Here is a 17,693-nt window from a genome sequence, read left to right on the forward strand (position 1 = left end):
GATTCGACTGATCATGGCTGCACAGGTACGCAACGTCCGAGGCATCCTCGGCGAGAAGCTCGGCATGACCCAGGTCTGGGACGACGCCGGCAAGCTCGTCCCCGTCACCGTCGTCCAGGCCGGTCCGTGCGTCGTGACCCAGGTCCGCACGCCCGCCACCGACGGCTACTCCGCCGTCCAGCTCGGCTGGGGCGCGATCGACCCGCGCAAGGTCGTCAAGCCCCTCGCCGGCCACTTCGAGAAGGCCGGGGTCACGCCCCGCCGCCACCTCGTCGAGGTCCGCACCGAGGACGCCGGCGACTACGCGCTCGGCCAGGAGGTCACCGCTGAGGTGTTCGAGGCCGGCACGAAGGTCGACGTCGTCGGCCGGAGCAAGGGCAAGGGCTTCGCCGGTGTCATGAAGCGCCACGGCTTCAAGGGCCTGGGCGCCGGCCACGGCGTGCAGCGCAAGCACCGCTCGCCCGGCTCCATCGGCGCCTGCGCGACCCCCGGTCGCGTGTTCAAGGGCGTGCGCATGGCCGGTCGCATGGGCGCCGTGCGCACCACGACCCAGGGCCTGACGGTCCACGCGGTCGACGCCGACAAGGGCCTCGTGCTCATCAAGGGCGCCGTCCCCGGCCCGCGCGGCAGCCTCGTGCTGGTCCGCACGGCCTCCAAGACTCCGCTGAAGGGGGCTGGCAAGTGAGCACCGTCGACGTCCTCACCCCGGCCGGCGAGAAGGCCGGCACCGTCGAGCTGCCTGCAGAGGTGTTCGAGGTCCAGGTCAACGTCGCGCTGATGCACCAGGTCGTCGTGGCCCAGCTGGCCGCCGCGCGCCAGGGCACCCACGACACCAAGACCCGCGGCGAGGTGCGCGGCGGTGGCCGCAAGCCGTTCCGCCAGAAGGGCACCGGCCGCGCCCGCCAGGGCTCGACGCGCGCCCCGCAGTACGTCGGCGGTGGCGTCGTGCACGGCCCGACCCCCCGCGACTACTCGCAGCGGACGCCCAAGAAGATGAAGGCCGCCGCGCTGCGCGGTGCGCTCTCCGACCGGGCGCGCCACGGCCGGGTCCACGTGCTGACCGCTCTGGTCGAGGGCGACGCGCCGTCGACGAAGGCCGCGCTCGCGACGCTGACCACGATCAGCTCGCGCCGCCACCTGCTCGTCGTGCTCAACCGCGGCGACGAGGTCGGCCTGCGCTCGGTCAAGAACCTCGAGCAGGTCCACTGGATCTACTTCGACCAGCTCAACACCTACGACGTGCTCGTCTCGGACGACGTCGTCTTCACCCGCGGCGCGCTCGACGCGTTCCTCGCCGAGCGCGTGGGTGCGAGCGCGGTCGCCCGCGAGAGCGAACTGGCAGAGACCACCGAGGGGAGCGAGCAGTGAGCGCCGTCAACGGAGCGAGCCCGAGCCGGGCGCTGCTGGCGCGCGGTCCGCGCGACGTCCTGCTGGCACCGCTGGTGAGCGAGAAGAGCTACGGCCTGCTCGACCTCAACCAGTACACCTTCCTGGTGCGGCCGGACTCCAACAAGACCGAGATCAAGACCGCTGTCGAGAAGGTGTTCGGGGTGCGGGTGACCTCGGTCAACACGATGAATCGAGAGGGCAAGCGCAAGCGGACCCGTTTCGGGACCGGGCAGCGCGTGTCCACGAAGCGAGCGGTCGTGACCCTCGCAGACGGTGACCGCATCGACATCTTCGGCGGGCCGGTCTCCTGACCCCGGGCGACCGGGCACCGAGACACAGCCGCTGAAGATCCGAACAGCTGACGAGGACGCGACACCCCATGGGCATCCGCAAGTACAAGCCGACGACGCCGGGACGGCGTGGCTCGAGCGTTGCCGACTTCGCCGAGATCACGCGCAGTGAGCCGGAGAAGTCGCTGGTCGTCCCCCTTCCGAAGAAGGGCGGCCGCAACAACACCGGCCGCATCACCACGCGCCACCAGGGCGGTGGGCACAAGCGCGCCTACCGCATCATCGACTGGCGCCGCGACGACAAGGACGGCGTGCCGGCCAAGGTCGCTCACATCGAGTACGACCCCAACCGCACCGCGCGCATCGCGCTGCTGCACTACGTCGACGGCACCAAGCGCTACATCGTGGCGCCGAACCGCCTGAAGCAGGGCGACGCGATCGAGAACGGCCCCGCCGCCGACATCAAGCCCGGCAACAACCTGCCGCTGCGCAACATCCCGGTCGGCACCGTGGTGCACTGCATCGAGCTGCGGCCGGGGCAGGGCGCGAAGATCGCCCGCTCCGCAGGCACCAGCGTGCAGCTGGTCGCCAAGGAGGGCGCCTACGCGCTGCTGCGCATGCCCTCGGGCGAGACGCGCAACGTCGACGCCCGCTGCCGCGCCACGATCGGCGAGGTCGGCAACGCCGAGCAGTCCTCGATCAACTGGGGCAAGGCCGGCCGCAACCGCTGGAAGGGCATCCGCCCCAGCGTCCGCGGTGTCGCCATGAACCCCGTCGACCACCCGCACGGTGGTGGTGAGGGCAAGACCAGCGGTGGTCGCCACCCGGTCAACCCGAACGGGAAGCCGGAGGGCCGGACCCGCCGGGCCTCCAAGCCCAGTGACCGTCTCATCATCCGCCGTCGCAAGACCGGCAAGAAGCGCTAGGGAGCAGGTAGCCAGCGATGCCGCGCAGCTTGAAGAAGGGTCCTTTCGTCGACGACCACCTCATGAAGAAGGTGGACGTGCAGAACGACAAGGGCACCAAGACAGTCATCCGTACCTGGTCCCGGCGCTCGATGATCGTGCCGGCCATGATCGGCCACACGATCGCGGTCCACGACGGCCGCAAGCACGTGCCCGTCTTCGTGACGGACTCGATGGTGGGCCACAAGCTCGGCGAGTTCGCCCCGACGCGCACCTTCCGCGGTCACGTCAAGGACGACCGGAGGTCGCGTCGTGGCTGAGAACAAGACCCGCCACCTCGGCGACAACGAGGCCCTGGCGACCGCGCGCTACGTGCGCATGTCGCCGATGAAGGTCCGCCGCGTCGTCGACCTGATCCGCGGCCTCGACGCCGAGCAGGCCCTCACGGTCCTCAAGTTCGCCCCGCAGGCGGCGAGCGAGCCCGTGGGCAAGGTCGTCGCGAGCGCGGTGGCCAACGCCGAGCACAACAAGCAGCTCGACCCGGCCACGCTGCGGGTCAGCCAGGCCTACGTCGACGAGGGTCCCACGCTCAAGCGGTTCCGGCCGCGCGCGCAGGGCCGGGCCTACCGGATCCGGAAGCGTACGAGCCACATCACCGTTGTCGTGGAGTCGGTCCAGCAGCAGGCTGCCGACCGCACGAAGGGAGGGACCCGCTAGTGGGTCAGAAGGTCAACCCGCACGGGTTCCGGCTCGGCATCACCACCGACTTCAAGAGCCGCTGGTACGCCGACAAACTCTACAAGGACTACGTCAAGGAAGACGTCGCGATCCGCCGCTTGATGACGCGCGGCATGGAGCGCGCCGGCATCTCGAAGGTGGAGATCGAGCGCACGCGCGACCGCGTACGCGTCGACATCCACACCGCGCGCCCGGGCATCGTCATCGGCCGCCGCGGCGCCGAGGCCGACCGCATCCGCGGCGAGCTGGAGAAGCTCACCGGCAAGCAGGTGCAGCTCAACATCCTCGAGGTCAAGAACCCCGAGGTCGACGCGCAGCTGGTCGCCCAGGGCGTCGCCGAGCAGCTCTCGAGCCGGGTGTCGTTCCGGCGTGCCATGCGCAAGTCGATGATGAGCGCGACCAAGGCCGGCGCCAAGGGCATCCGCGTGCAGTGCTCGGGCCGCCTCGGCGGTGCCGAGATGTCGCGCTCGGAGTTCTACCGCGAGGGTCGCGTGCCGCTGCACACGCTGCGCGCGAACATCGACTACGGCTTCTACGAGGCGCGCACCACGTTCGGGCGCATCGGCGTCAAGGTGTGGATCTACAAGGGCGACGTCACCAGCCTGACCGCCGAGCGCCAGGCGGCTGCGGCCGCCGCCCGCGCCGGGTCCCGCGACCGCTCCGCCGCCCGTCCGCCCCGCGGCGGTGCCGGTGCCGGCTCCCGCGGCCCGCGCCGCGACGCCGAGGTCGGCGCGACGCCGACCGCGGCGGGCGACACCGCCCACGAGGCCGGTCCGCACCAGTCGCAGACGACGGCCTCCGCCGTCGAGCAGGTCGTCGTCGAGGCCCAGCAGGGCTCGACCCCCGGACAGGAGGGCTGACCCGTGCTGATTCCCCGTCGGGTCAAGCACCGCAAGCAGCACCACCCCGGTCGCTCGGGCGCCGCCAAGGGCGGAACCCGCGTGACGTTCGGCGAGTACGGCATCCAGGCGCTGGAGCCGGCCTACGTGACGAACCGGCAGATCGAGTCCGCCCGTATCGCCATCACGCGGCACATCCGCCGTGGCGGCAAGGTGTGGATCAACATCTACCCGGACCGTCCGCTCACCAAGAAGCCGGCCGAGACCCGCATGGGCTCCGGCAAGGGCTCGCCGGAGTGGTGGATCGCCAACGTCAAGCCCGGACGCGTGATGTTCGAGCTGTCCTACCCCAACGAGAAGACGGCCCGGGAGGCTCTGATGCGCGCCGCGCACAAGCTGCCCATGAAGTGCCGCATCGTGAAGCGCGAAGAGGGTGTCGTCTGATGGCTCTCGGGACCAAGGCCGTCGAGTTCCGCGGCCTCGACGAGGACGAGCTGATGTCCAAGCTGCGCGAGCACAAGGAAGAGCTGTTCAACCTGCGCTTCCAGGCCGCCACCGGGCAGCTGGACAACCACGGCCGCCTCAAGTCGGTGCGTCGCGACATCGCCCGCATCTACACCATCCTGCGCGAGCGCGAGCTCGGCATCACCCAGGTCGACACCACGGAGGGAGCAGCGTGAGCGAGCAGATCGCAGAGACCAGCGGGACCACCAGCCAGGCTGCGGCCTCGCGCGGCTACCGCAAGACCCGCGAGGGCCTCGTGGTGAGCGACAAGATGGACAAGACCGTCGTCGTGGCCGTCGAGGACCGCTTCAAGCACCCGCTCTACGGCAAGGTCGTGCGCCGCACGAGCCGCCTGAAGGCGCACGACGAGCGCAACGACGCCGGTGTCGGCGACCGCGTGCTGCTCATGGAGACCCGGCCGCTGTCGGCGACCAAGCGCTGGCGCGTCGTCGAGATCCTCGAGAAGGCGAAGTAACCGATGATCCAGCAGGAGTCGCGACTGCGCGTCGCCGACAACACCGGGGCCAAGGAGCTCCTGTGCATCCGGGTCCTCGGTGGCTCGGGCCGGCGCTACGCGGGCATCGGCGACGTCATCGTCGCCACGGTCAAGGACGCCATCCCCGGCGGCACGGTGAAGAAGGGCGACGTCGTCAAGGCGGTCGTCGTCCGGACCTCCAAGGAGCGCCGCCGGCCCGACGGTTCCTACATCCGCTTCGACGAGAACGCTGCCGTCATCATCAAGGACGGCGGCGACCCCCGCGGCACGCGCATCTTCGGCCCGGTGGGCCGCGAGCTGCGCGAGAAGCGGTTCATGCGCATCATCTCGCTCGCCCCGGAGGTGGTCTGAGCCATGTCGAAGCCCCGCATCAAGAAGGGCGACCGCGTCCTCGTCATCGCCGGCAAGGACAAGGGAGCGACCGGCCGCGTCCTCGAGGTCCTCACGGACCGCGACAAGGTCGTCGTCGAGGGTGTCAACCGGATCAAGAAGCACACCAAGGTCGGCCAGACCGCGCGTGGCGCCAAGACCGGCGGCATCGTGACGACCGAGGCCGGCATCCACATCAGCAACGTCATGCTGGCCGTGGAGAAGGACGGCAAGCGCGTCGGCACCCGCGTCGGCATCCGCGAGGAGCAGGTCGAGCGCGGCGGTCGCACCAAGACATCTCGCGTCCGCGTCGCCAAGCGGACCGGTGAGGACATCTGATGAGCACCACCACCGAGGAGCGGACGATCCCGCGCCTCAAGCAGCGCTACCGCAGCGAGATCGCGGGCGCCCTGACCGAGCAGTTCGGCTACGCCAACCCCATGCAGGTCCCGACGCTGGTCAAGGTCGTGGTCAACATGGGCGTCGGCGAGGCCGCTCGCGACTCGAAGCTGATCGAGGGCGCCGTGCGCGACCTCGCGTCGATCACCGGCCAGAAGCCGGCGGTCACGAAGGCCCGCAAGTCGATCGCGCAGTTCAAGCTGCGCGAGGGCCAGCCGATCGGGGCGCACACCACGCTGCGCAACGACCGCATGTGGGAGTTCCTCGACCGCCTGCTCTCGACCGCGCTGCCGCGCATCCGCGACTTCCGCGGCCTCTCGCCCAAGCAGTTCGACGGTGCGGGCAACTACACCTTCGGCCTGACCGAGCAGTCGATGTTCCACGAGATCGACCAGGACCGCATCGACCGCGTGCGGGGCATGGACATCACCGTGGTCACGACCGCCAAGTCCGACGACGAGGGTCGTGCCCTGCTGCGTGCCCTCGGCTTCCCGTTCAAGGAGTCCTGAGCCGTGGCCAAGAAGTCCCTGATCAACAAGGCCCTCGCGAAGCCGAAGTTCGCCGTCCGCGGCTACACCCGCTGCCAGCGCTGCGGCCGGCCGCACTCGGTCTACCGCAAGTTCGGCCTGTGCCGCGTCTGCCTGCGCGAGATGGCGCACCGCGGCGAGCTGCCCGGCGTGACCAAGAGCAGCTGGTAGCCGTCCTGCTCGTCCTGCACGACCCGCACCACCCGTACGCACGCCACTCCCAGAACGCCACAGGCCCCGGGGCTCTCGAGCCCCGGTGGAACCCGGCGGGAAAGCAGTCCCGGCCATGACGATGACCGACCCGATCGCAGACATGCTCACGCGTCTGCGCAACGCCAACACGGCGTACCACGACGAGGTGCGCATGCCGCACTCGAAGCTCAAGTCCGGCATCGCCGAGATCCTCCAGCAGGAGGGCTACATCGGCGGCTGGCGCGTCCAGGACGCGACCGTGGGCCAGGAGCTCGTGGTCGACCTGAAGTACGGCCCCAACCGCGAGCGCTCGATCGCCGGCCTGCGCCGCGTGAGCAAGCCCGGTCTGCGGGTCTACGCGAAGTCCACCGGCCTGCCCCGCGTGCTGGGCGGCCTCGGCATCGCGATCATCTCCACGTCGTCCGGTCTGCTGACCGACCGGCAGGCATCGAAGCGGGGCGTGGGCGGAGAAGTCCTCGCCTACGTCTGGTAAGGGGAGCGTCACCATGTCGCGCATCGGCCGCCTGCCCGTGCAGGTCCCGAGCGGTGTCGACGTCCTCGTCGACGACCGCACCGTCAACGTGAAGGGTCCCAAGGGCGAGCTCACGCACGTCCTCGCGGAGCCCATCACCATCCAGCGCTCCGAGGACGGCACGCTGCAGCTGTCCCGTCCGGACGACAGCCGCGAGGCCAAGTCGCTCCACGGGCTCTCGCGCACCCTCGTCGCCAACATGATCCAGGGCGTCACCGCGGGCTACTCGAAGACCCTCGAGATCGTCGGCGTGGGCTACCGCGTCACGGCCCGTGGCTCCTCGCTCGAGTTCGCCCTCGGCTTCAGCCACCCGGTCGTCATCGACCCCCCGGAGGGCATCACCTTCACCGTCGAGGCCCCGACGCGGTTCGTCGTGTCGGGCATCGACAAGCAGAAGGTCGGTGAGGTCTCCGCGAAGATCCGCAAGATCCGCAAGCCCGACCCGTACAAGGGCAAGGGTGTGCGCTACCAGGGCGAGGTCGTCCGGCGCAAGGTCGGAAAGGCTGGCAAGTAATGGCACTCGGGATCAAGCGCAAGCGCGTAGAGGCCAAGGGCATCAAGCGCGCGCGGCGGCACCTGCGGGTCCGCAAGCGCGTCACCGGCTCGGCCGTGCGGCCGCGCATGGTCGTGAGCCGGTCCTCCCGGCACATGGTCGTGCAGGTCGTGGACGACACGCTGGGCCGCACGCTGGCCTCGGCCTCGACGCTCGAGGCAGACCTGCGGGCCCTCGACGGCGACAAGACGGCCAAGGCCCGTCGCGTCGGCGAGCTGGTTGCCCAGCGCGCCCAGGCGGCCGGCGTGACCGCCGTGGTCTTCGACCGCGGCGGCAACAAGTACCACGGTCGTGTCGCCGCTGTGGCGGACGCGGCTCGCGAGGCCGGCCTGTCCTTCTAGGACGAGCCCGCCACTGACGACTGACGACCGAAACGAAGGAAGAGAGACCCCCATGCCTGGACCCCAGCGCCGTGGCGGCGGTGCCGGTGGCGGCACCGGCGCAGCCGGCGGCGGAGACCGTCGCGACCGTCGCGGTCGCGACGACCGTCGCACCGACTCCGGTGCCGACAAGACTGCCTACGTCGAGCGCGTCGTCGCGATCAACCGCGTCGCCAAGGTCGTCAAGGGCGGCCGCCGCTTCAGCTTCACCGCGCTCGTCGTCGTCGGCGACGGCGACGGCACCGTCGGTGTCGGCTACGGCAAGGCCAAGGAGGTGCCCGCGGCGATCGCCAAGGGCGTCGAGGAGGCCAAGAAGCACTTCTTCAAGGTCCCGCGCATCCAGGGCACCATCCCGCACCCGATCCAGGGCGAGGCCGCTGCCGGCGTCGTGCTGCTGAAGCCGGCCAGCGCCGGTACCGGCGTCATCGCCGGCGGTCCGGTGCGCGCCGTGCTCGAGTGCGCAGGCATCCACGACGTGCTGTCGAAGTCGCTCGGCTCGTCCAACGCGATCAACATCGTGCACGCCACGGTGGCCGCGCTGCGCGGGCTCGAGCGCCCGGAGGCCGTGGCCGCGCGCCGCGGCCTGCCGCTCGAGGACGTCGCCCCGGCGGCCCTCCTGCGCGCTCGCGCGGCGGGGGTGGCCTGAGGTGGCACGGCTCAAGGTGCAGCAGACCCGTTCGAAGATCGGTGGGACCCAGGTGCAGCGCGACACGCTGCGCACCCTGGGCCTCAAGCGGATGGGTGACGTGGTCGTGAAGGAGGACCGTCCCGAGATCCGCGGGATGGTCCGCGCCATCGCGCACCTGGTCACCGTCGAAGAGGTGGAGTAGTCATGGCCAAGGGCAACACCGGCGAGACGCCGCTCAAGGTCCACCACCTGCGTCCGGCCCCGGGCTCCAAGACCGCGAAGACCCGTGTGGGTCGCGGTGAGGGCTCCAAGGGCAAGACCGCGGGCCGTGGCACCAAGGGCACCAAGGCTCGCTACCAGGTCCCCGGGCGCTTCGAGGGCGGGCAGATGCCCCTCCACATGCGCCTGCCGAAGCTCAAGGGCTTCAAGAACCCGTTCCGCGTCGAGTTCGAGGTGGTCAACCTCGACAAGCTGCAGACGCTGTTCCCCGACGGCGGCGAGGTCACCGTCGAGGCGCTGCTCGAGCGCGGCGTCGTCAAGAAGGGCCGCCCGGTCAAGGTCCTCGGCGAGGGCGAGATCAGCGTGCCGGTCCAGGTGACCGTCGACGCGTTCTCCGCCTCGGCCAAGGACAAGATCGTCGCCGCCGGCGGTTCTGCGACGGAGCTCTGACCCCTCGGTCGAGGCTCCTCCCCGCCGTGGCCCAGACGCCCGCCCCCCCTCCTCGCCCCTGACCGTCCGCGGCCCGGGGCGAGGGACGGAGGGCGGGCGTCTGGCGTACGGTGCGTTATCGTCGGTTGTCCTGCCTCACCTCGAGCTCCGCGACCGGCCCCCACTCTCGCCACCTCCGGGTGGCTCCGCGCAGGAGGATCTGTGCTCACCGCGTTCGCCCGGGCGTTCCGTACGCCTGACCTGCGCAAGAAGCTGCTGTTCACGCTGGCCGTCATCGCGCTGTTCCGGCTGGGCTCGCTGCTCCCGACTCCCGGCGTGTCCTACCACGCCGTGCACATCTGCACCGACCCTGACAACCTGCAGGACAGCAGCGGGATCTACGGCATGGTCAACCTGTTCAGCGGGGGAGCGCTGCTCCAGCTCTCCGTCTTCGCGCTCGGGATCATGCCCTACATCACCTCGAGCATCATCGTGCAGCTGCTCACGGTGGTCATCCCGCGCTTCGAGGCCCTCAAGAAGGAGGGCCAGTCCGGCACGGCCAAGCTGACGCAGTACACCCGCTACCTCACGGTCGCGCTGGCCGTGCTGCAGTCCACCGCCCTGCTGGCGCTCGCCCGCACGCCGGGCCGCATCTTCAGCGGCTGCCAGGAGGACCTCGTCCCCGACGAGTCGCTGTTCCGCCTGGTCACGATGATCGGCGTCATGACCGCGGGCACCGCCGTCATCATGTGGCTCGGCGAGCTGATCACCGACCGCGGCGTCGGCAACGGCATGAGCCTGCTGATCTTCACCTCGATCTGCTCCGGGTTCCCCAACGGGCTCTGGAACGTCAAGGTGGCCAAGGGCTGGAGCGCGTTCATCGCGGTGATCGTGGTCGGCCTGGTGGTCGTCGCCGCGGTCGTGCTGTTCGAGCAGGCCCAGCGCCGCATCCCCGTGCAGTACGCCAAGCGCATGGTGGGCCGCCGGATGTACGGCGGCACGTCCACCTACATCCCGCTCAAGGTCAACCAGGCCGGCGTCATCCCGGTCATCTTCGCCTCGTCGCTGCTCTACCTGCCCCAGCTGGTGTCCCAGCTCGGCGGCAACACGACGACCGGCTGGCGCGGCTGGGTGCAGCGCTACCTCGCCCGCGGCGACCACCCGCTCTACGTGCTGGTGTTCGTCGTGCTGATCATCTTCTTCACGTTCTTCTACGTCGCGATCACCTTCAACCCGAAGGAGATCTCCGACAACATGAAGCGCTACGGCGGGTTCATCCCGGGCATCCGGGCGGGCCGGCCGACCGAGGAGTACCTCGACTACGTCCTCTCGCGCATCACGCTGCCGGGCTCGCTCTACCTCTCGGTCATCGCGATCATCCCGATCATCGCGCTGGGGCTCTTCCACGCCAACCAGAACTTCCCGTTCGGCGGCACCAGCGTGCTGATCATGGTCGGCGTGGGCCTGGAGACGCTCAAGCAGGTCGAGAGCCAGCTCCAGCAGCGCAACTACGAGGGGTTCCTCCGCTAGTGCGCCTCGTCCTCGTGGGCCCGCCGGGTGCGGGCAAAGGTACCCAGGCGCAGTTCATCGCCGCGCACTACGACGTGCCGAAGGTCTCGACCGGCGACATCTTCCGCGCCAACGTCAGCGGCGGCACGCCCCTCGGGCTCGAGGCCAAGCGCTACATGGACGCCGGCGAGCTGGTGCCCGACTCGGTGACCATCGCGATGGTCGACGACCGGCTCACCTCCGGCGACGCGGCCAAGGGCTTCCTGCTCGACGGCTTCCCGCGCAACGTCGCCCAGGCCGAGGTGCTCGCCCAGATCCTGGAGAAGGGCGGGGTCGCCCTCGACGTCGTGCTCGAGCTCGAGGTCGACGACGAGGAGGTCGTGCGCCGGCTCTCGGGGCGGCGCACCTGCCGCACCTGCGGGCACGTCTGGCACGTCGACTTCGACCCGCCCCAGGTCGCCGAGGTGTGCGACCACTGCGGCGGTGAGCTGTTCCAGCGCGACGACGACAAGGCCGACACCATCCGGCGCCGGCTCGAGGTCTACGCCGAGCAGACCGCGCCGGTGCTCGGGTGGTACGCGGAGCGCGGGCTGCTGCGCCGCATCGACGCGACGGGGCCGGTCGACGGCGTCACGGCGCGCGCGATCGCGACGCTGCGCGAGTTCGACGTCTGAGCTGAGGACGACGCGTGCCACTGCGCCGGCGCAAGGACGCCTTCGAGATCAAGGGCCCCGAGCAGCTCGCCCTCATGCGCCGGGCGGGCCTGGTCGTGGCCGACGCGCTCGAGGCGATGGTCGAGGCGGCCCGGCCGGGGCTCACCACGCGCGAGCTCGACGCGGTGGCCGAGCGGGTCATCCGCGCGGCCGGTGCGGTGCCCTCGTTCCTGGGCTACCACGGGTTCCCCGCCACGACGTGCCTGTCTGTCGGCGACGAGGTCGTCCACGGGATCCCGGGCGACCGGGTCCTGCAGGAGGGCGACGTGCTCTCGCTCGACTGCGGCGCGATCTTCCAGGGCTGGCACGGCGACTCCGCGGTCACGGTCGTGCTGGGGGAGCCCGGCACCGAGGTGGCCGCCCTGCTGCGTGCGACCGAGGACGCGATGTGGGCCGGCATCGCCGCCGCGCGCGTCGGCGGGCGGCTCGGCGACGTCAGCGCGGCGGTCGAGACGGCCGCCCGCGGCGCCGGCCCCTTCGGGGTGGTCGAGGGCTACGGCGGGCACGGCATCGGCTCGGCCATGCACATGGACCCGCACGTCCCCAACGTCGGCCGGCCCGGCCGGGGCCCGGCCCTGGTCGAGGGCATGGCGCTGGCGATCGAGCCGATGCTCGTGCTCGGTGACGCCGAGGTCCACGAGCTCGACGACGGCTGGACCGTGGTGACCGACGACGGCTCGCCCGCGGCCCACTTCGAGCACTCGGTCGCGCTCACCGCCGACGGGCCGTGGGTGCTGACCGCCCGCGACGGCGGCGCGGCCCGGCTGGGCGCCCTGGGCGTCGCGGTCGGCTCCCTCGGCGCCTGAGGGTCGGCCGGGGCGTCCCGGGGTCTCCGAGGGTCGCTCGGCCGGCGGTCCTCCGGCTCGCGTTTGGTCCAAGGGTCCCGCGTCGCGTAGACTCGCATGTCGGCCCATGTGGCCGACCCTTGTCGTGCGTTCTCGAGCCCTCCGCCCGAGAGCCGCCAACCCCAGATTGTGGAGGACATGCCGAAGAAGGAAGGGGCCATCGAGATCGAGGGCACCGTCATCGAGTCCCTGCCCAACGCGTTCTTCCGGGTAGAGCTCGCCAACGGGCACAAGGTCCTCGCTCACATCTCCGGCAAGATGCGCCAGCACTACATCCGGATCCTCCCTGAGGACCGGGTGGTCGTCGAGCTCAGCCCGTACGACCTCAACCGCGGGCGCATCGTCTACCGCTACAAGTAGCACCCACAAGCACATTCGACCGAGTAGGAGCCCGGGCGTTCTCCGCGCACCGGCGAGACGTCAGAGGTCCACGTGAAGGTCAAGCCCAGCGTCAAGCGCATCTGCGACAAGTGCAAGGTGATCCGCCGCCACGGCCGGGTCATGGTGATCTGCTCGGCCACGCCGCGGCACAAGCAGCGCCAGGGCTAGCCAGCGGCTGGTCCCGGAGCTCCTCCAGACGTTCCACCGGCCGGCGAGTCCTCGCGGACCCGCCGGGGGTGCGGCCCAGACCACCGCACCAGGCACGGCCCGGCACCTCCGGGCCGCGCGCAAGGTCCAGCGACCCGACCCCCGGGCGGCGCAGGCGTACGAGCCCGGCTCGTGCACCCCGCGGCTCGGGACGACACCCCCGGCACGGAGGCCGGGGACCTGCCCTCCCGGGCGACCGGGGGGAGCGGGAACGGCGCTGGACGAGATCCTCCGACACCTCAACAGGAGCGCATCCCCTCATGGCACGCCTCGTCGGCGTCGACCTCCCGCGCGAGAAGCGCGTGGAGATCGCCCTGACCTACATCTTCGGCATCGGCCGCACCCGGGCTCTCGAGACCCTGGCCAGCACCGGCGTCAACTCCGACACCCGGGTCCGCGACCTCTCCGAGGACGACCTGGTCAAGCTGCGCGACTGGATCGAGGCGAACTACCGCACCGAGGGCGACCTCCGGCGCGAGGTGGCCGCCGACATCCGTCGCAAGGTCGAGATCGGCTCCTACCAGGGACTGCGGCACCGCCGCGGCCTGCCGGTCCACGGTCAGCGCACGCACACGAACGCCCGCACCCGCAAGGGACCGCGTCGCGCGATCGCCGGCAAGAAGAAGCCCGGCAAGAAGTAGTCCCCGTCCCCCGTCACGAGCCGTAGTACGGCCCCGTCCCGGACGGACGAGACCGACGACCTCCGCAGAACCCCAGGAGCGAAGCAGTGCCCCCCAAGTCACGGCAGCAAGGCGCCGCAGCCAAGAAGGTGCGTCGCAAGGAGAAGAAGAACATCGCGCACGGCCATGCGCACATCAAGAGTACGTTCAACAACACCATCGTCTCGATCACGGACCCCACGGGCAACGTGATCGCGTGGGCGAGCGCCGGCCACGTCGGCTTCAAGGGCTCGCGCAAGTCCACGCCGTTCGCCGCGCAGATGGCTGCGGAGTCGGCCGCCCGCCGTGCCCAGGAGCACGGCATGAAGAAGGTCGACGTCTTCGTCAAGGGTCCCGGCTCCGGCCGCGAGACCGCGATCCGCTCGCTCCAGGCCACCGGCCTGGAGGTGGGCTCGATCCAGGACGTCACCCCCACGCCGCACAACGGCTGCCGTCCGCCCAAGCGCCGCCGCGTCTGACGCTGCCGACCCGCGAACCAGGAGACACACCACCATGGCCCGTTACACCGGGGCGGACTGCAAGCGCTGCCGCCGCGAGAAGATGAAGCTGTTCCTCAAGGGCTCGAAGTGCGATGGGCCCAAGTGCCCCATCGAGATCCGCCCCTACCCGCCGGGCCAGCACGGCCGCGGCCGGACCAAGGACAGCGAGTACCTGCTGCAGAAGCGCGAGAAGCAGAAGTGCGCGCGCATCTACGGCGTCCTCGAGAAGCAGTTCCGCGGCTACTACGAGGAGGCGAACCGCCGCAAGGGCAAGACCGGCGAGGAGCTGCTCCGCATCCTCGAGAGCCGTCTCGACAACGTCGTCTACCGCGCCGGCTTCGCGCCGAGCCGTGACGCCGCGCGCCAGCTGGTCCGCCACGGGCACATGCTGGTCAACGGCCACAAGGTCGACATCCCGTCCTACCGCGTGACCGAGAACGACATCGTCGAGGTCCGCGCGAGCTCGGTCGAGATGACCCCCTTCGTCGTCGCCCGCGCCACCTCCGGCGAGCGCACGGTGCCGGCGTGGCTCGAGGTCGTCCCCAACCGGATGCGCATCCTCGTGCACGCCCTCCCGGCCCGGCAGGTCATCGACACGCCGGTCCAGGAGCAGCTGATCGTCGAGCTCTACTCCAAGTAGCCCCAGCTCGTCCGCGGTGCGGCTCCCCGGAGCCGCACCCGCGGGCGGCCCGCCCTTTGTGCTGCGACGTCATATTGCGGGCGTCGCCGGAAGGAAACCAGAACAGTGCTGATCGCCCAGCGGCCCACCCTGTCCGAGGAGCCCGTCTCCGAGTACCGCTCGCGGTTCGTCATCGAGCCGCTCGAGCCGGGCTTCGGCTACACCCTCGGCAACTCGCTCCGCCGCACCCTGCTCTCCTCGATCCCGGGTGCCTCGGTCACGAGCCTGCGCATCGAGGGGGTCCTCCACGAGTTCACGACCGTCCCCGGCGTGAAGGAGGACGTCACCGAGATCATCCTCAACGTCAAGAACCTGGTCGTCAGCAGCGAGCACGACGAGCCCGTCGTCATGTACCTGCGCAAGCAGGGCCCGGGCGCGGTCACCGCGGCCGACATCGCCCCGCCGGCCGGTGTCGAGGTGCACAACCCCGACCTGCACATCGCGACGCTCAACGAGAAGGGCAAGCTCGAGGTCGAGCTGACCGTCGAGCGCGGTCGCGGCTACGTCTCCGCCGTGCAGAACAAGCAGCCCGGCCAGGAGATCGGCCGGATCCCCGTCGACTCGATCTACTCGCCGGTGCTCAAGGTGACCTACAAGGTCGAGGCGACCCGCGTCGAGCAGCGCACCGACTTCGACCGCCTCGTCGTCGACGTCGAGACCAAGAACTCGATCTTGCCGCGCGACGCCATGGCCAGCGCCGGCAAGACCCTGGTCGAGCTGTTCGGGCTGGCCCGCGAGCTCAACGTCGAGGCCGAGGGCATCGACATGGGCCCCTCGCCGCAGGACCAGGCCTTCGCCGAGAACCTCTCGATGCCGATCGAGGAGCTCGACCTGACGGTCCGCTCCTACAACTGCCTCAAGCGCGAGGGCATCCACACCGTGGGTGAGCTCATGAGCCGCAGCGAGGCCGACCTGCTCGACATCCGCAACTTCGGCGCGAAGTCGATCGACGAGGTCAAGGCCAAGCTCGCCACCATGAGCCTGGCGCTCAAGGACTCCCCGCCCGGGTTCGACCCGAGCAGCGTCGTGGAGGCGTTCGGCGCCGACGACGACGCATCGTTCGCCGAGGACGAGCAGTACTAGCCCGCTAGTCGCTCGCACCTCCAGCCACCCGCCACCCGCCCCACCCGGATAGGAACCGCCCACCATGCCCACGCCCACGAAGGGTGCCCGCCTCGGCGGCAGTCCCGCACACCAGAAGCTCCTGCTGGCCAACCTGGCCACGGCGCTCTTCGAGCACGGGCGGATCCAGACGACGGAGGCCAAGGCCAAGCGTCTGCGCCCCTACGCGGAGAAGCTCATCACCTTCGCCAAGAAGGGCGACATGGCCTCGCGCCGCCAGGTGCTCACGGTCATCCGTGACAAGGGCGTCGTGCACAGCCTGTTCACCGAGATCGGCCCGCGCTTCGCGAACCGGCCGGGTGGCTACACCCGCATCGTGAAGATCGGCCCCCGCTCCGGCGACAACGCCCCCATGGCGGTCATCGAGCTGGTCGAGGCGCTCACCGTCGCCCAGGCGGCGGTCGGCGAGGCCGAGGCCGCGACCCGCCGCTCGGTCAAGGAGCAGGCGGCGGCCGCCGCTCCGGCCGGCGACGCGGCGGCCGAGCAGGCCGACGAGGCCCCTGCCGAGCAGGTCGCCGAGGGCACCGACGGGGCGCAGGGCACCGAGGCCGCCACGGAGGAGTCCGGCGAGTCCGGCAGCGACGTCTCGGCGCCCGAGGGCGGCGACCAGGCGGCCGAGGAGGGCGCCTCGGCGCAGACCGAGCAGGCCACCGAGGTCGAGCAGGCCGAGGGCGACGACAAGTAGCCTGCGCCCCGGCGCACGCATGAGCAGCACGACCGACGGGCCCGGCCCCTCCTCGGAGGGGACCGGGCCCGTCGGCGTGCCGGGGCAGGGGCTCCCGGAGGACCAGGCGGAGCGGGAGCGCCGGGTGCGCCTGCGTCTCGACCTGGGCTACGACGGCACGGGGTTCTCCGGCTGGGCCCGGCAGCCCGGCCTGCGCACCGTCCAGGGTACGCTGGAGGAGGCGCTGGGCCTGCTCTGGCGCACGTCCGTCGAGCTGACGGTCGCCGGGCGCACCGACGCCGGTGTGCACGCGCGCGGGCAGGTCTGCCACGTCGACGCGCCCGTGGAGGCGTGGGCGGCGACGGAGGCCTCGCTCGTACGCCGCCTGGCAGGGGTCCTGCCTGCGGACGTGCGCGTGCGGCGGGTCGCGGCGGCACCCCCCGGCTTCGACGCCCGGTTCGCGGCGACCAGCCGGCGCTACGCCTACCGGCTGCGCGACGACCCCGCGGGCGCCGACCCGCTCGAGCGCGCCTGGACCGTGACGCACCCGCGCCCGCTCGACCTCGCCGCGCTGCAGGCGGCCGCGGCGCTGCTGCTCGGCGAGCACGACTTCGCGGCGTTCTGCCGGCGGCGCGAGGGCGCGACCACCATCCGGCGGCTGCTCCGGCTGGAGTGGGCGCGCGACGAGGCGGGGCGCGCGGTCGCGACCGTGGAGGCCGACGCGTTCTGCCACTCGATGGTGCGCGCGCTGGTCGGCGGCCTGCTCGCGGTGGGCGACGGGCGCCGCGAGCCCGGGTGGCTGCGGGAGGTGCTCGACGGGCGCGTGCGCGACCCCGGTGTCACGGTCGCGCCGGCGCACGGGCTGGTGCTCGAGGCGGTGGGCTACCCGCCCGACGACCAGCTGGCGGCGCGCGTGGTGCAGTCGCGCCGGGTGCGCACGCTGCCCGGGCAGGCTCCCGGTGAGGGCCCTCCCGAGCGCGGGTTTTGACCGGCCTGCTGCGGGCCGGTACTCTGACGAGTCGTTG

At 71.1% G+C, this 17,693-nt stretch carries 31 protein-coding genes; all 31 read left to right on the plus strand.

Features of this window, described 5'->3' with window-relative positions:
- Nucleotides 1–13: 13 nt before the first annotated feature.
- The 31 genes from rplC to truA all read left to right on the plus strand — a co-directional run bounded on the left by rplC (nucleotide 14) and on the right by truA (nucleotide 17,656).
- Complete coding sequence (gene rplC, locus CLV35_RS16965; RefSeq protein WP_121194693.1) at nucleotides 14–685, plus strand: 50S ribosomal protein L3; 672 nt, start codon at nucleotides 14–16, stop codon at nucleotides 683–685.
- Complete coding sequence (rplD, locus tag CLV35_RS16970) at nucleotides 682–1,368, plus strand: 50S ribosomal protein L4 (RefSeq protein WP_121194694.1); 687 nt, start codon at nucleotides 682–684, stop codon at nucleotides 1,366–1,368. Before rplC ends, rplD begins: the two co-directional genes overlap by 4 nt.
- A gap of 32 nt (nucleotides 1,369–1,400) precedes the next feature.
- Nucleotides 1,401–1,700 (plus strand): 50S ribosomal protein L23, encoded by a 300-nt coding sequence (rplW, locus tag CLV35_RS16975; protein WP_231121995.1) that lies wholly within the window; start codon nucleotides 1,401–1,403, stop codon nucleotides 1,698–1,700.
- Nucleotides 1,701–1,768: 68 nt separating this feature from the next.
- Entirely contained in the window at nucleotides 1,769–2,605 is an 837-nt protein-coding gene (gene rplB / locus CLV35_RS16980) for a 50S ribosomal protein L2 (protein ID WP_121194695.1), read from the plus strand.
- A gap of 17 nt (nucleotides 2,606–2,622) precedes the next feature.
- On the plus strand, nucleotides 2,623–2,904 hold the full coding sequence (gene rpsS / locus CLV35_RS16985) for a 30S ribosomal protein S19 (protein ID WP_121194696.1): 282 nt from the start codon (nucleotides 2,623–2,625) through the stop codon (nucleotides 2,902–2,904).
- Nucleotides 2,897–3,301 carry a 50S ribosomal protein L22 gene (gene rplV / locus CLV35_RS16990; protein WP_121194697.1) on the plus strand — a complete coding sequence of 135 codons (405 nt, stop codon included), beginning with the start codon at nucleotides 2,897–2,899 and terminating at the stop codon, nucleotides 3,299–3,301. Before rpsS ends, rplV begins: the two co-directional genes overlap by 8 nt.
- Nucleotides 3,301–4,182: a 30S ribosomal protein S3 gene (gene rpsC / locus CLV35_RS16995; protein ID WP_231121975.1), complete on the plus strand. Its 882-nt coding sequence runs from the start codon at nucleotides 3,301–3,303 to the stop codon at nucleotides 4,180–4,182. The genes rplV and rpsC overlap by 1 nt, the downstream gene beginning before the upstream one ends.
- A 3-nt stretch (nucleotides 4,183–4,185) precedes the next feature.
- On the plus strand, nucleotides 4,186–4,605 hold the full coding sequence (gene rplP / locus CLV35_RS17000) for a 50S ribosomal protein L16 (RefSeq protein WP_121194698.1): 420 nt from the start codon (nucleotides 4,186–4,188) through the stop codon (nucleotides 4,603–4,605).
- Nucleotides 4,605–4,841: a 50S ribosomal protein L29 gene (gene rpmC / locus CLV35_RS17005; protein ID WP_121194699.1), complete on the plus strand. Its 237-nt coding sequence runs from the start codon at nucleotides 4,605–4,607 to the stop codon at nucleotides 4,839–4,841. The genes rplP and rpmC overlap by 1 nt, the downstream gene beginning before the upstream one ends.
- Nucleotides 4,842–4,849: 8 nt before the next feature.
- Nucleotides 4,850–5,140 carry a 30S ribosomal protein S17 gene (gene rpsQ / locus CLV35_RS17010; protein ID WP_121194825.1) on the plus strand — a complete coding sequence of 97 codons (291 nt, stop codon included), beginning with the start codon at nucleotides 4,850–4,852 and terminating at the stop codon, nucleotides 5,138–5,140.
- Nucleotides 5,141–5,143: 3 nt separating this feature from the next.
- Nucleotides 5,144–5,512 (plus strand): 50S ribosomal protein L14, encoded by a 369-nt coding sequence (gene rplN, locus CLV35_RS17015; RefSeq protein WP_121194700.1) that lies wholly within the window; start codon nucleotides 5,144–5,146, stop codon nucleotides 5,510–5,512.
- A 3-nt stretch (nucleotides 5,513–5,515) separates the two neighbouring features.
- Nucleotides 5,516–5,869 (plus strand): 50S ribosomal protein L24, encoded by a 354-nt coding sequence (gene rplX / locus CLV35_RS17020; RefSeq protein ID WP_121194701.1) that lies wholly within the window; start codon nucleotides 5,516–5,518, stop codon nucleotides 5,867–5,869.
- Nucleotides 5,869–6,438 (plus strand): 50S ribosomal protein L5, encoded by a 570-nt coding sequence (gene rplE, locus CLV35_RS17025; RefSeq protein WP_121194702.1) that lies wholly within the window; start codon nucleotides 5,869–5,871, stop codon nucleotides 6,436–6,438. The genes rplX and rplE overlap by 1 nt, the downstream gene beginning before the upstream one ends.
- 3 nt (nucleotides 6,439–6,441) lie before the next feature.
- Nucleotides 6,442–6,627 carry a type Z 30S ribosomal protein S14 gene (locus CLV35_RS17030; protein WP_121194703.1) on the plus strand — a complete coding sequence of 62 codons (186 nt, stop codon included), beginning with the start codon at nucleotides 6,442–6,444 and terminating at the stop codon, nucleotides 6,625–6,627.
- 115 nt (nucleotides 6,628–6,742) lie between these two features.
- Nucleotides 6,743–7,141, plus strand: a complete 399-nt coding sequence (gene rpsH, locus CLV35_RS17035; RefSeq protein ID WP_121194704.1) for a 30S ribosomal protein S8 — start codon at nucleotides 6,743–6,745, stop codon at nucleotides 7,139–7,141.
- Between the two features lie 13 nt (nucleotides 7,142–7,154).
- Complete coding sequence (gene rplF, locus CLV35_RS17040; RefSeq protein ID WP_121194705.1) at nucleotides 7,155–7,694, plus strand: 50S ribosomal protein L6; 540 nt, start codon at nucleotides 7,155–7,157, stop codon at nucleotides 7,692–7,694.
- On the plus strand, nucleotides 7,694–8,074 hold the full coding sequence (gene rplR, locus CLV35_RS17045) for a 50S ribosomal protein L18 (protein WP_121194706.1): 381 nt from the start codon (nucleotides 7,694–7,696) through the stop codon (nucleotides 8,072–8,074). Before rplF ends, rplR begins: the two co-directional genes overlap by 1 nt.
- Nucleotides 8,075–8,126: 52 nt before the next feature.
- The gene (gene rpsE, locus CLV35_RS17050) at nucleotides 8,127–8,759 is read left to right on the plus strand and encodes a 30S ribosomal protein S5 (protein ID WP_121194707.1); all 633 of its coding nucleotides are present in this window, start codon (nucleotides 8,127–8,129) and stop codon (nucleotides 8,757–8,759) included.
- A 1-nt stretch (nucleotide 8,760) separates the two neighbouring features.
- Complete coding sequence (rpmD, locus tag CLV35_RS17055; protein ID WP_121194708.1) at nucleotides 8,761–8,943, plus strand: 50S ribosomal protein L30; 183 nt, start codon at nucleotides 8,761–8,763, stop codon at nucleotides 8,941–8,943.
- Nucleotides 8,944–8,945: 2 nt separating this feature from the next.
- The gene (gene rplO / locus CLV35_RS17060; protein ID WP_121194709.1) at nucleotides 8,946–9,410 is read left to right on the plus strand and encodes a 50S ribosomal protein L15; all 465 of its coding nucleotides are present in this window, start codon (nucleotides 8,946–8,948) and stop codon (nucleotides 9,408–9,410) included.
- 201 nt (nucleotides 9,411–9,611) lie between these two features.
- The gene (gene secY / locus CLV35_RS17065) at nucleotides 9,612–10,919 is read left to right on the plus strand and encodes a preprotein translocase subunit SecY (RefSeq protein ID WP_121194710.1); all 1,308 of its coding nucleotides are present in this window, start codon (nucleotides 9,612–9,614) and stop codon (nucleotides 10,917–10,919) included.
- Nucleotides 10,919–11,572: an adenylate kinase gene (locus tag CLV35_RS17070; protein WP_121194711.1), complete on the plus strand. Its 654-nt coding sequence runs from the start codon at nucleotides 10,919–10,921 to the stop codon at nucleotides 11,570–11,572. The genes secY and CLV35_RS17070 overlap by 1 nt, the downstream gene beginning before the upstream one ends.
- Nucleotides 11,573–11,592: 20 nt before the next feature.
- Nucleotides 11,593–12,417, plus strand: coding sequence for a type I methionyl aminopeptidase (map, locus tag CLV35_RS17075; RefSeq protein WP_121194826.1), 825 nt, complete (start codon nucleotides 11,593–11,595; stop codon nucleotides 12,415–12,417).
- Nucleotides 12,418–12,594: 177 nt separating this feature from the next.
- The gene (gene infA / locus CLV35_RS17080) at nucleotides 12,595–12,816 is read left to right on the plus strand and encodes a translation initiation factor IF-1 (protein ID WP_121194827.1); all 222 of its coding nucleotides are present in this window, start codon (nucleotides 12,595–12,597) and stop codon (nucleotides 12,814–12,816) included.
- 72 nt (nucleotides 12,817–12,888) lie between these two features.
- Complete coding sequence (gene rpmJ / locus CLV35_RS17085) at nucleotides 12,889–13,005, plus strand: 50S ribosomal protein L36 (RefSeq protein ID WP_121194712.1); 117 nt, start codon at nucleotides 12,889–12,891, stop codon at nucleotides 13,003–13,005.
- Nucleotides 13,006–13,304: 299 nt separating this feature from the next.
- Nucleotides 13,305–13,685 carry a 30S ribosomal protein S13 gene (rpsM, locus tag CLV35_RS17090; RefSeq protein ID WP_121194713.1) on the plus strand — a complete coding sequence of 127 codons (381 nt, stop codon included), beginning with the start codon at nucleotides 13,305–13,307 and terminating at the stop codon, nucleotides 13,683–13,685.
- An 86-nt stretch (nucleotides 13,686–13,771) separates the two neighbouring features.
- Nucleotides 13,772–14,182, plus strand: a complete 411-nt coding sequence (gene rpsK, locus CLV35_RS17095) for a 30S ribosomal protein S11 (RefSeq protein WP_121194714.1) — start codon at nucleotides 13,772–13,774, stop codon at nucleotides 14,180–14,182.
- Between the two features lie 34 nt (nucleotides 14,183–14,216).
- Complete coding sequence (gene rpsD / locus CLV35_RS17100; protein ID WP_121194715.1) at nucleotides 14,217–14,843, plus strand: 30S ribosomal protein S4; 627 nt, start codon at nucleotides 14,217–14,219, stop codon at nucleotides 14,841–14,843.
- A gap of 105 nt (nucleotides 14,844–14,948) precedes the next feature.
- Nucleotides 14,949–15,965 (plus strand): DNA-directed RNA polymerase subunit alpha, encoded by a 1,017-nt coding sequence (locus CLV35_RS17105; RefSeq protein ID WP_121194716.1) that lies wholly within the window; start codon nucleotides 14,949–14,951, stop codon nucleotides 15,963–15,965.
- 64 nt (nucleotides 15,966–16,029) lie between these two features.
- Nucleotides 16,030–16,689 (plus strand): 50S ribosomal protein L17, encoded by a 660-nt coding sequence (gene rplQ, locus CLV35_RS21030; protein ID WP_121194717.1) that lies wholly within the window; start codon nucleotides 16,030–16,032, stop codon nucleotides 16,687–16,689.
- A 19-nt stretch (nucleotides 16,690–16,708) separates the two neighbouring features.
- Nucleotides 16,709–17,656 carry a tRNA pseudouridine(38-40) synthase TruA gene (gene truA, locus CLV35_RS17115; RefSeq protein ID WP_121194718.1) on the plus strand — a complete coding sequence of 316 codons (948 nt, stop codon included), beginning with the start codon at nucleotides 16,709–16,711 and terminating at the stop codon, nucleotides 17,654–17,656.
- The last annotated feature ends 37 nt before the right edge of the window (nucleotides 17,657–17,693 follow it).

The organism is Motilibacter peucedani (assembly GCF_003634695.1).
Taxonomy (GTDB): Bacteria; Actinomycetota; Actinomycetes; order Motilibacterales; family Motilibacteraceae; genus Motilibacter; species Motilibacter peucedani.

Bases quoted from the DNA above. Each gene is read 5' to 3' on its own strand.
- rplC (WP_121194693.1), top strand. From the start codon at position 14: ATGGCTGCACAGGTACGCAACGTCCGAGGCATCCTCGGCGAGAAGCTC.
- rplB (WP_121194695.1), top strand. From the start codon at position 1,769: ATGGGCATCCGCAAGTACAAGCCGACGACGCCGGGACGGCGTGGCTCG.
- rpsS (WP_121194696.1), top strand. From the start codon at position 2,623: ATGCCGCGCAGCTTGAAGAAGGGTCCTTTCGTCGACGACCACCTCATG.
- rpmC (WP_121194699.1), top strand. From the start codon at position 4,605: ATGGCTCTCGGGACCAAGGCCGTCGAGTTCCGCGGCCTCGACGAGGAC.
- rplN (WP_121194700.1), top strand. From the start codon at position 5,144: ATGATCCAGCAGGAGTCGCGACTGCGCGTCGCCGACAACACCGGGGCC.
- rplX (WP_121194701.1), top strand. From the start codon at position 5,516: ATGTCGAAGCCCCGCATCAAGAAGGGCGACCGCGTCCTCGTCATCGCC.
- rplE (WP_121194702.1), top strand. From the start codon at position 5,869: ATGAGCACCACCACCGAGGAGCGGACGATCCCGCGCCTCAAGCAGCGC.
- rpsH (WP_121194704.1), top strand. From the start codon at position 6,743: ATGACGATGACCGACCCGATCGCAGACATGCTCACGCGTCTGCGCAAC.
- rplF (WP_121194705.1), top strand. From the start codon at position 7,155: ATGTCGCGCATCGGCCGCCTGCCCGTGCAGGTCCCGAGCGGTGTCGAC.
- rplR (WP_121194706.1), top strand. From the start codon at position 7,694: ATGGCACTCGGGATCAAGCGCAAGCGCGTAGAGGCCAAGGGCATCAAG.
- rpsE (WP_121194707.1), top strand. From the start codon at position 8,127: ATGCCTGGACCCCAGCGCCGTGGCGGCGGTGCCGGTGGCGGCACCGGC.
- rplO (WP_121194709.1), top strand. From the start codon at position 8,946: ATGGCCAAGGGCAACACCGGCGAGACGCCGCTCAAGGTCCACCACCTG.
- infA (WP_121194827.1), top strand. From the start codon at position 12,595: ATGCCGAAGAAGGAAGGGGCCATCGAGATCGAGGGCACCGTCATCGAG.
- rpsM (WP_121194713.1), top strand. From the start codon at position 13,305: ATGGCACGCCTCGTCGGCGTCGACCTCCCGCGCGAGAAGCGCGTGGAG.
- rpsD (WP_121194715.1), top strand. From the start codon at position 14,217: ATGGCCCGTTACACCGGGGCGGACTGCAAGCGCTGCCGCCGCGAGAAG.
- rplQ (WP_121194717.1), top strand. From the start codon at position 16,030: ATGCCCACGCCCACGAAGGGTGCCCGCCTCGGCGGCAGTCCCGCACAC.
- truA (WP_121194718.1), top strand. From the start codon at position 16,709: ATGAGCAGCACGACCGACGGGCCCGGCCCCTCCTCGGAGGGGACCGGG.